Here is a 2,654-nt window from a genome sequence, read left to right as displayed (position 1 = left end):
TATAGCTCCCATGATTTACAAGAACAGCAGGACAAGCGATTTCTTTGTGGAGTGGTTCAAAACGCAACTCCTGCCTGCTTTGAAGACACCTCATGTTATTATCATGGACAATGCTAGTTTTGATCCCAAGAACATTTTGGATGAACTCTGCATCCAAGATAAACACTTTTTCTTACCTCTACCGCCTTATTCACCAGATTTGAATCCTATTGAGTAAGCTTGGGCTATCTTGAAAAAGAAAGTAACAGATTTATTAAGGGAAGTCCCAACTATTTTTGAATGTTTGGAACGCTTTTTAAAACTAAATGACTATATCAAGCAGATAGTAAAGAACCTTGGGCCTACTACTGGTTAGGAATCACTGGAGGGAAAGCTCCTGATTTTTTTTGCCCTTTCTCAAATTTCTGATCAATCCTATCTCATCCAATCTGAAACTTGTCATACCCAGACTACTGCAAAACTCATCTCAGACATTGTTCGCTTCGCTCAGATTACAAAATCCAATGAATTAGCTCAACTCCATATCATGGGACAACTCCATGAACTGATGTTTCATCTGGGAACTATTGCTCCCAATCAGAAAAAAGAATATTTCATCAACCTACCAACTCTATCTTGAATGCAAACGATTAATTGATAGCCACTATCCTCAATCACTTACAATTCAAGATTTAACAAAAGAACTATCCGTTCACAGAAGCTACTTATCAAGCGTATTCAAAGAATTTAATACCTTATCACCCAAAGAATACCTACTCTACGTTCGAATGCACCGAGCTAAACAACTTCTCGAAAATACCCAAGAATCCATCAAGGTAATTGCATACTCGGTAGGTTTTTCAGATCCACTACATTTTTCGAAAGCTTATAAACAATACTTTAATCAGACTCCAAGTCATACAAGAAAAGAATACTCTCAATACCAACTAGTGAGAAAGGCAACATTATGAAATCCTACCAAGCTGTCTACCAAATCCTATCTAAAGAAACCGACTATATCAGCGGAGAAAAAATCGCAGAAAAACTATCCCTAAGCCGAACATCAATTTGGAAAGCTATCAAGCGACTAGAACAAGAAGGGATTGAAATTGATAGTATCAAAAATAGAGGATATAAACTGATGAATGGTGACCTTATTCTTCCAGAGATTCTAGAAGAAAATCTTCCAATTAAAATCAGTTTTAAACCCGAAACAAAATCAACACAACTAGATGCAAAAGAAGCAATTGATTTAGGCTATGAAGCAAACACCCTCTATCTAGCTTCCTATCAAATAGCAGGGCGTGGCCGTTTTCAACGCTCCTTCTACTCTCCTCAAGGTGGCATTTATATGACCCTCCATCTTAAACCAAATCTTCCCTATGACAAATTACCGTCCTACACACTACTTGTAGCTGGAGCTGTCTACAAAGCCATTAAGAACCTAACTTTAATAGATGTCGACATAAAATGGGTCAATGATATCTACCTAAACAATCATAAAATTGGAGGAATTCTCACTGAAGCAATGACCTCTGTAGAAACTGGCTTAGTCACAGATATCATTATTGGAGTAGGTATCAATTTCACTATTAAAGACTTCCCTCAGGAATTAAAAGAAAAAGCTGCCAGCTTATTTAAAGCTACAGCTCCTATAACAAGGAATGAATTGATCATAGAAATCTGGCGTACTTTCTTCGAAACACCAGCAGAAGAGCTATTATACCTATACAAAAAACAGTCATTCGTTCTTGGAAAAGAAGTTACTTTCACACTAGATCAAAAAGACTACAAGGGACTTGCTAAAGACATCTCTGAAAGTGGAAAACTTTTGGTGCAATGTGATAACGGAAAAGAAATCTGGCTCAATAGCGGAGAAATTTCTCTCAAGAGTTGGAAGTAATAATAAATTAGAACAACCATAAAATCGACAATATATAAAGATTTTAGCTTTTCTTCAACCCACTACAGTTGACAAAGAGCCTGAAAACTTCAAAAAACGGATTTTTATCGCTCTGAACATCAAAAAAGAAAGGACGAAATTTGTCCTTTCTCGAGCTTAGCTGACTTCAACCCACTACAGTTGACAAAGAGCCAAATGAAAAAGAGAGTTACAAACTCTCATTAAAACGGAGAATAAGGGATTCGAACCCTTGCGCCAGTTACCCGACCTAACGATTTAGCAAACCGTCCTCTTCAGCCTCTTGAGTAATTCTCCAATTAATGGGCACGAGTGGACTCGAACCACCGACCTCACGCTTATCAGGCGTGCGCTCTAACCACCTGAGCTACGCGCCCAAGTTAAAAAACTTGGTAATTTGAACAAAGTTCAAAGCGGGTGACGAGAATCGAACTCGCGACAACAGCTTGGAAGGCTGTAGTTTTACCACTAAACTACACCCGCATAAATACTATCAATAAAATGGCGCGAGACGGAATCGAACCGCCGACACATGGAGCTTCAATCCATTGCTCTACCAACTGAGCTACCGAGCCTTATTGCGGGAGCAGGATTTGAACCTACGACCTTCGGGTTATGAGCCCGACGAGCTACCGAGCTGCTCCATCCCGCGTTAATATAAAAGGAGGATGTGGGATTCGAACCCACGCACGCTTTTACACGCCTGACGGTTTTCAAGACCGTTCCCTTCAGCCGGACTTGGGTAATCCTCCAA

Annotated in this window: 1 protein-coding gene, 6 tRNA genes and 2 pseudogenes; 3 read left to right on the top strand and 6 right to left on the bottom strand. The window is 39.4% G+C overall.

The window, feature by feature from the left end:
- The 3 genes and pseudogenes from HT699_RS11810 to birA form a co-directional block, all read left to right on the top strand.
- Positions 1 to 355: pseudogene (locus tag HT699_RS11810) on the top strand (transposase); the annotation flags it as partial.
- Positions 313 to 950: pseudogene (locus HT699_RS08330) on the top strand (AraC family transcriptional regulator); the annotation flags it as partial. The pseudogenes HT699_RS11810 and HT699_RS08330, both read left to right, overlap by 43 nt.
- Positions 947 to 1,882 carry a bifunctional biotin--[acetyl-CoA-carboxylase] ligase/biotin operon repressor BirA gene (birA, locus tag HT699_RS08325; RefSeq protein ID WP_000844510.1) on the top strand — a complete coding sequence of 312 codons (936 nt, stop codon included), beginning with the start codon at positions 947 to 949 and terminating at the stop codon, positions 1,880 to 1,882. The pseudogene HT699_RS08330 and the gene birA, both read left to right, overlap by 4 nt.
- 227 nt (positions 1,883 to 2,109) lie before the next feature.
- On the opposite strand, the gene HT699_RS08320 is transcribed toward birA, so the two are convergent.
- From HT699_RS08320 to HT699_RS08295, 6 genes are all read right to left on the bottom strand, one after another.
- Positions 2,110 to 2,197 (bottom strand) — tRNA-Ser (locus tag HT699_RS08320).
- Positions 2,198 to 2,203: 6 nt separating this feature from the next.
- A tRNA-Ile gene (locus tag HT699_RS08315) sits at positions 2,204 to 2,277 on the bottom strand.
- 35 nt (positions 2,278 to 2,312) lie between these two features.
- A tRNA-Gly gene (locus tag HT699_RS08310) sits at positions 2,313 to 2,383 on the bottom strand.
- A gap of 19 nt (positions 2,384 to 2,402) precedes the next feature.
- Positions 2,403 to 2,475 (bottom strand) — tRNA-Phe (locus HT699_RS08305).
- 3 nt (positions 2,476 to 2,478) lie between these two features.
- Positions 2,479 to 2,552 (bottom strand) — tRNA-Met (locus HT699_RS08300).
- 10 nt (positions 2,553 to 2,562) lie between these two features.
- Positions 2,563 to 2,652, bottom strand: a tRNA-Ser gene (locus HT699_RS08295).
- Positions 2,653 to 2,654: the final 2 nt, after the last annotated feature.

This window comes from Streptococcus sp. 1055, from assembly GCF_013276815.1.
GTDB lineage: Bacteria > Bacillota > Bacilli > Lactobacillales > Streptococcaceae > Streptococcus > Streptococcus pseudopneumoniae.
Note: the sequence above shows the minus strand (reverse complement) of the source record. Positions and strands in the feature narration are given on the sequence as shown.